The sequence below is a fragment of the uncultured Thiodictyon sp. genome (genome assembly GCF_903946935.1).
GTDB lineage: Bacteria > Pseudomonadota > Gammaproteobacteria > Chromatiales > Chromatiaceae > Thiodictyon.
Window position 1 is genome coordinate 1 of sequence record NZ_CAJAXH010000193.1, and the last position, 6,420, is coordinate 6,420.

Here is a 6,420-nt window from a genome sequence, read left to right on the forward strand (position 1 = left end):
ATGGCCGTATTACGTCCGCAGTAAGGGGATAACCGAGGAAAACTGCGTTTTTAGCCGAAAATCGCCTCTTTTTTTGCCAAAAAAAGCCATCCAACGGCCTCAGGCGGTGGTGACGGTGGCTAAGTCCGACAGGCTGCTAGCCGCTCGCTTCCGTAACGCTTTTGGTTGGTTGGCTCGTCCGTCGGTGGCGACTACCGCTCCCACCAGAGGCGGTCAGTCTCTTCGAAGCAAGGAATGTCGCCGCAACGTAAGCTACGAGGGCTTGGATGGGCCGACGGCCGACGCCCAATGGCGGTCAGTCAACCCTGCCAGTCCCTACGGGCCGCTCGCCGTGGCGAAATAGCAACCGGAACCCATGGCTCGACCCTCTCCAGCCGCTGCGGACTGTCCGGAAGGCAACAAACCCATCCAGAGGGCGTCGCCCTCACGCCAAGTCGCTAAGACGGCAAGTTTATTCAGGGCGTTATCAGTCGTTTTCGACTCTCCCGGCAGGTCACGCCAGCGCGGGGAGTCCGTTGTTGTTCTTGGCGTCTTGGCGCCTTGGCGTGAGAATTTTTCGTTCTTGGGCCGCGCTCCAGCATCCACTTGGCAGCATTCTTGCTTTGGCATTGGACCACCGACCGCAACGAGCCACCGACCATGCTGACCGCCCCCCCACTGACCCTGTTGGCCCACGGTATCGCGACCGGCGAGATCGTCCCCTATCTCGGTCCCGGCGCCTTGACCGGGGTTGTCGATCCCGCCAGCGGCGCGCCCATCCCGGCCGACAGCGATAGCCTGATCATCGCACTCAACGACGGCAAGCCCATGTCTCCCAAGCTGATGTGGGAATTCCCCCGGGCCGCCATGAACGTGGAGCTCAAGCGCGGGCGCGGGGCCGTGAATCGCTTCCTCGACACCACCTACGGCGCGCGCATCTGGACCCGCGCCCCGGTGCATGACTGGCTCCAGTCGTGCCGGCCGCCCTATGTGATCGACATCAACCGCGACACCCAACTCCAGGACTCCTATGCCGGGGTCCCCCACACCCTGGTGCGCGGGATCTCCCGGGTCGGCGGCACCGACTATCGCTTTCGCATCCACCGCTACGATGGCACGACCTACCATGAAGTGGCTCAGGACGCGGTGGCCCCGGCGCTGCCAGTGCTGTTCAAGCCCATGGGGAGCCCACGGCCGGACGCCACCTACATCGCCTCCGACGCGGATTATGTCGACTACATCACCGAGCTGATGGGCGGCTTTGCGATCCCCTCGTTCCTCAAGGCCTACCGCCAGGGGCGCCGCTATTGCTTTCTCGGCCTGCGGTTCTTGAGGGATACCGAACGCATGGTCATGTCGGATATGATCTACAGCGCCGGTTCACCCCCCGGCTGGGCCCTGATCCCGGAGCCGACGCCCAAGGAGCGGCGGTTCTGCGAGCGACAGGGGATCGAGATCATCACGGCGGACATCCCGGACCTGTTGGCGGCCGCCGGCGCCGCCCGGCCCGCCAGCACCTGAACGGGCACTTATGCTTCTGATCGACGACTTCGAGACCCGGTTCCTGCTCGGCGTGCCGGCCATGGACCGCACCCACCGGGAGTTTGTCGATCTGGTCAACCGCTTAGGCGAGGCGGGCGCGGCCGTCTTCGGCTACCTCTATCCGGACCTGGTCGATCACACCCACGCCCATTTCGCCAACGAGGACGTGCTGATGGGCGAGACCGGCTTCCCGGCCATCAAAGAACATCGCGACGAGCACGCCCGGGTGCTGGGCGAGCTGGACGCCTTCCGGTTGCGGGTCAATAGCGGGCGCATCGCGCTCGCCCGGGCCTATGTGACCGAGCAACTGCCCGCCTGGTTCGCCCAGCATGCGATCACCATGGACAGCGCGCTGGCGGCCCATGTGAAGGCCCGGACGCCGAAAAAGGGGCAGGGCTAACGGCCAAACCCCACCGGCAGGCGCCGCGCGCCCCAGTCGCCGGGCGGGCCTTCGAAGACCCCGGCGCAGGGGGTGCCGCAGCTGGTGCAGCGGCCCGCGGCGTCCAGCCCCCAGTGACCGAGTCGATACCAGTCGCGTTCGATCAGGAGCGCGCCGCACTGGTGACACCAGGTGCTGCCGCCGGAGGCGTCATGGACATTGCCGGTGTAGACATAGCGCAGGCCGTTGCGGCAGGCCAGCTCACGGGCCCGGCTCAGGGTCGCGGGCGGGGTCGGCGGGGCGTCGCGGAGCTTCCAGTCGGGGTGATAGGCGGTGAAGTGCAGCGGGACCTCGGCCCCCAGGTGGTCCAGGATCCAGGCCGTCATGGCATCCAATTCCGCGTCGCTGTCGTTGTAGCCTGGGATCAATAGGGTCGTCAGCTCGAACCAGACCTGGGTCTCGTGGCGCAGATAGCTCAGGGTCTCCAGCACCGGCTCCAGGTGACCGCCGCAGACCCGGCGGTAGAAGTCCTCGGTGAAACCCTTCAGATCTACGTTGGCCGCGTCCATGGGGGCGAACAAGGCCTCGCGGGCGCCGGGGCTCACATAGCCCGCGGTCACTGCCACGTTGCGCAGACCGAGCGCCCGGCAGGCCACGGCGGTGTCTACCGCGTATTCGAGGAAAATAACCGGGTCGTTGTAGGTGTAGGAGACCGATCGGCAGCCCAGCTCCAACGCACGCCGGGCGATCAGTCCCGGGCTGGCGGCGGCGGCCAGGGTGTCCTGATCGCGGGACTTGCTCATGTCCCAGTTCTGGCAGAAGCGACAGGCGAGGTTGCAGCCGGCCGTGCCGAAGGACAGGACCGGGGTGCCGGGCAGGAAGTGGTTGAGCGGCTTCTTCTCGATGGGGTCGACGCAGAATCCGCTGGAGCGCCCATAGGCATCCAGGACGATGGCGCCATCGCGCGCGCTGCGCCCGAAGCAGAAGCCTTGCTGGCCCTCGCGCAGTTGACAGGCGCGCGGGCAGACATCGCACTGGACCCGGCCGTCCGGGAGTCGGTGCCAAAACTGGGTGGGATGGCTTTTCATGGTGTGTCCTCGGCTGGCTGAACTCGGGCGCCCGTCCCGGGCCGATTCGCCCCGGTGCCGGTTATTCATTAGAATACAGGCAGAACGCCCGCCTTGCCGGGCCTGACAGTCGGGGTCATCACCATGTCGATCGATCGTCAACCTGCCGTCGCCGGGGCCTTCTACCCGGCCAACCCAGCCATCCTCAGCCAGCAGGTCGATGCCCTGCTGGCGGGGGTCGCGACCGCACCCCAAGCCCAGACGCATCCGAAGGCATTGATAGTGCCCCATGCGGGCTACCGATATTCCGGGCCCATTGCAGCCTCGGCCTATGCCCAGCTCGCCCCCATTGCCGCGCGCATCCGCCGGGTGGTGCTGCTGGGTCCGGCGCACCGGCTGCCCTTTCGCGGGCTCGCCTACCCGGGCGCGGAGCGCCTGCTGACCCCGCTCGGCGCGGTGGACCTGGACCGGGAGGCCCTGGCCGGGCTTGCCGACCTGCTGCAGGTCCAGCAACTGGATGCCGCATTCGATGATGAGCACTGTCTGGAGGTCCAGTTGCCCTTCCTCCAGCGCCTGCTCACCGACTTTCGCCTGGTGCCGCTGGTCGTCGGCACGGTCGCGCCCGCGGCGGTCGCGCAGGTGCTCGAGCGGCTGTGGGGCGGGGACGAGACCCTGATCGTCATCAGCTCCGACCTCAGCCATTATCTAGACTATGAAACCGCCCGTCGGCACGATGCGGCGACCACTCAGGCGATCGAGCGCCTGGACCCCGCGGCACTCGACCACCATGCGGCCTGCGGGGCTACGCCGCTCGCCGGGCTGCTGGTCGCGGCCCGCGGTCACGGGATGCAGGTGCGCGCCCTGGACCTGCGCAACTCGGGTGACACGGCCGGTTCGCACGACCAGGTGGTCGGGTATGGTGCCTATGTCTTTTTCTGAACACGCCACGTTGGACGATGCGTCGCGCCGGCAACTGCTCGAGGTGGCCTGGGAGTCCATCCGTCATGGCCTGGCCCAGGGGCGGCCGACCCGGCCGGACCCGGCCGACTATCCGGCGCCCTTGCGCGTACACCGTGCCGCCTTCGTGACACTGCACCACTTCAACGGCCTGCGCGGTTGCATCGGCCACCTGGAGGCGTGCCAGCCGCTGGTGCTCGATGTGGCGGACAACGCCTTCGGTGCCGCCTTCCGCGACCCGCGGTTTGCGCCCCTGGAGCCCTGGGAGTTCGACGACCTGACGCTGCATCTCTCGATCCTCTCCGCCCCCGAGCCGATGAGCTTCAGCGACGAGCAGGACCTGCTGCGGCAGTTGCGGCCCGGGGTCGATGGCCTGATCCTCACCGACGGCGGCGCGCGCGGTACCTTCCTGCCCGCGGTCTGGGAGTCGCTGCCGCAGCCGCGGCAGTTCCTGACCGAGCTCAAGCGCAAGGCCGGGCTCCCCGGCAACCATTGGAGCGGCACCCTGCGGGTCTCGCGCTATTACACTGAGGCCTTCGGCGGTTGAACCGCCCCCGGCGGGGCCTCGTCATTCGATTCATCCCACAGGGCCACCACCGACTGTGAACGACATCCCGCTGACCGGACTGGTGATTGCACTCGCGATCCTGATCCTGCTCTCCGCCTTTTTCTCGGGTTCCGAGACGGCCTTATTCACCCTGAACCGCTACCGCCTGCGTCACCAGGCCGACCAGGGGCATCGGGGGGCGCGGCTTGCCCGCATCCTCCTGGAGCGGCCGGATCGACTGATCGGGCTGATCCTGCTCGGCAACAACTTCGTCAACATACTGGCCTCATCCATCGCGACCATCATCGCCTTGCGCCTGGGCGGCGAGGCGGCCATCGGGATCGCCGCCGGGGTCCTGACCTTCATCGTCCTGATCTTCGGTGAGGTCACACCCAAGACCCTGGCCACCCTCAGCCCGGAGCGCATGGCCTATCCGGCCGCCTATGTCTACACCCCGCTGCTGAAGGTCCTCTACCCCGTGGTGTGGCTGGTCAATCTGTTGGCCAATGGCTTGCTGCGTCTGATGGGGGTCGCCCGCGGGACCGGGCCGGGCACGGCCTTGAGCCGCGAGGAGTTGCGCACCGTGGTGAGCGAGGCCGGGGCACTGATCCCGGAGCGCAGCCGCTCCATGCTGCTCGCCATCCTGGACCTGGAGCGCGCCACGGTGGAGGACATCATGATCCCCCGCAACGAGGTGGAGGGGATCGACATCCAGGACGACGCGGAGGAGATCATTGCGGCCATCCGCAATGCCGGCTATACCCGCCTGCCGCTCTTCGACGGCGGGATCGACAACCTGATCGGTGTTTTTCATTCACGCAATGCACTGCATGCACTGCTCGACGAGGGACTCGGCAAGGAGCACCTGAGGGCCATTGCCCGGCCGCCCTATTTCGTGCCTGCCGGCACGCCGCTCTATCAGCAGCTCCTGAACTTTCAGCGGGAGAAGCAGCGCATCGCCTTGGTGGTGGACGAATACGGTGACTTCCTGGGTCTGATCACCCTGGTCGACCTGCTGGAGGAGATCGTCGGCGAGTTTTCTAGCGACCCATCGGACAGCCTCACTGAGATCCACCGGGCCGATGACGGCAGCCTGTTGGTGGATTGCGGAATCGCCGTGCGTGACCTCAACCGGGCGCTGCGCTGGGAGCTGCCGACCGACGGCCCCAAGACCCTCAACGGGCTGATCCTCGAGTACCTGGAGACCATCCCCGAGCCCGACACCAGCCTGATGCTGCACGGTCATCACATGGAAATCATCCAGACCACCGAGAATACGGTGAAGACCGTCAAGCTCCCGCCGCGTTCGACCCGCAAAGGCTGGCGGCCGGAGCGGAGAGGGTAGGGGCGAGGCGTCATTCCGGCCGGGACGCAGCAATCCTGCGGCATGGATGGCAAGCGCTCAGTTGGCCCGGATCCGCAGACCCAAGCCGAACATCTGCCCTTCTCGTTCCCAAGGTCCCCTTGGGAATGCGGTCTTGGAAGCTCTGCTTCGCATGCCTGGGCCTTGGTCATCGTTGCGGCCAGTAGCGGTCTCCCTCCGCAACCGGAGGTCGAGGCTTTAGCCGGTGGCGGCTCCCGACATATCCAAGAGAAATCAGTGGTGTCTGCATGCCTAGCCGGCTAAAGCCTCGACCTCCAGTGGCCGGAACGACGATCAAGGCCGGTAGGTGAAACCAACCTCTCATTGTCAGTCATTGTGGCCATCTCAAGATGGCTCGAACAGGGCTGCCTCAAAGGCGGCGCGGGCAGATTGGCGCAGATTGGCGGCTTCGCAATAGTTGGCTGCGGCCGTCTGCCGCGCCTGCATTATAGCGGCCTAATGAGTTATCACGACTAACTATTAATTATGCAGCATATAATGTATCTGGCAGATAAAAGAAAGATTTCACACGATCAGTATTCTGTTGCAGTGCCTGTAAGGCGGCCTGCAACTTAATCTTCAAATG

General features: G+C 65.8%; 6 protein-coding genes. 5 read left to right on the forward strand and 1 reads right to left on the reverse strand.

All coding sequences use genetic code 11. The annotated features are described in order from the left end of the window. The first annotated feature begins 639 nt into the window (after window positions 1-639). Window positions 640-1,500 (forward strand): SIR2 family protein, encoded by an 861-nt coding sequence (locus tag QZX93_RS16165; protein WP_295392927.1) that lies wholly within the window; start codon window positions 640-642, stop codon window positions 1,498-1,500. 10 nt (window positions 1,501-1,510) lie between these two features. Further along, window positions 1,511-1,921: a hemerythrin family protein gene (locus QZX93_RS16170; RefSeq protein ID WP_295392928.1), complete on the forward strand. Its 411-nt coding sequence runs from the start codon at window positions 1,511-1,513 to the stop codon at window positions 1,919-1,921. Here the strand turns inward: QZX93_RS16170 and amrS are convergent. Continuing rightward, window positions 1,918-2,988 carry an AmmeMemoRadiSam system radical SAM enzyme gene (amrS, locus tag QZX93_RS16175; RefSeq protein ID WP_295392929.1) on the reverse strand — a complete coding sequence of 357 codons (1,071 nt, stop codon included), beginning with the start codon at window positions 2,986-2,988 and terminating at the stop codon, window positions 1,918-1,920. The two genes, QZX93_RS16170 and amrS, sit on opposite strands and share 4 nt — an antisense overlap. Before the next feature lie 123 nt (window positions 2,989-3,111). On the opposite strand from amrS, the gene amrB reads away from it, so the two are divergent. The 3 genes from amrB to QZX93_RS16190 are packed head-to-tail and all read left to right on the forward strand — an operon-like array spanning window position 3,112 to window position 5,816. Further along, window positions 3,112-3,906, forward strand: a complete 795-nt coding sequence (gene amrB / locus QZX93_RS16180) for an AmmeMemoRadiSam system protein B (RefSeq protein ID WP_295392930.1) — start codon at window positions 3,112-3,114, stop codon at window positions 3,904-3,906. Next, window positions 3,893-4,471, forward strand: a complete 579-nt coding sequence (amrA, locus tag QZX93_RS16185) for an AmmeMemoRadiSam system protein A (RefSeq protein ID WP_295392931.1) — start codon at window positions 3,893-3,895, stop codon at window positions 4,469-4,471. Before amrB ends, amrA begins: the two co-directional genes overlap by 14 nt. Window positions 4,472-4,526: 55 nt before the next feature. After that, on the forward strand, window positions 4,527-5,816 hold the full coding sequence (locus QZX93_RS16190; RefSeq protein ID WP_295392932.1) for an HlyC/CorC family transporter: 1,290 nt from the start codon (window positions 4,527-4,529) through the stop codon (window positions 5,814-5,816). The last annotated feature ends 604 nt before the right edge of the window (window positions 5,817-6,420 follow it).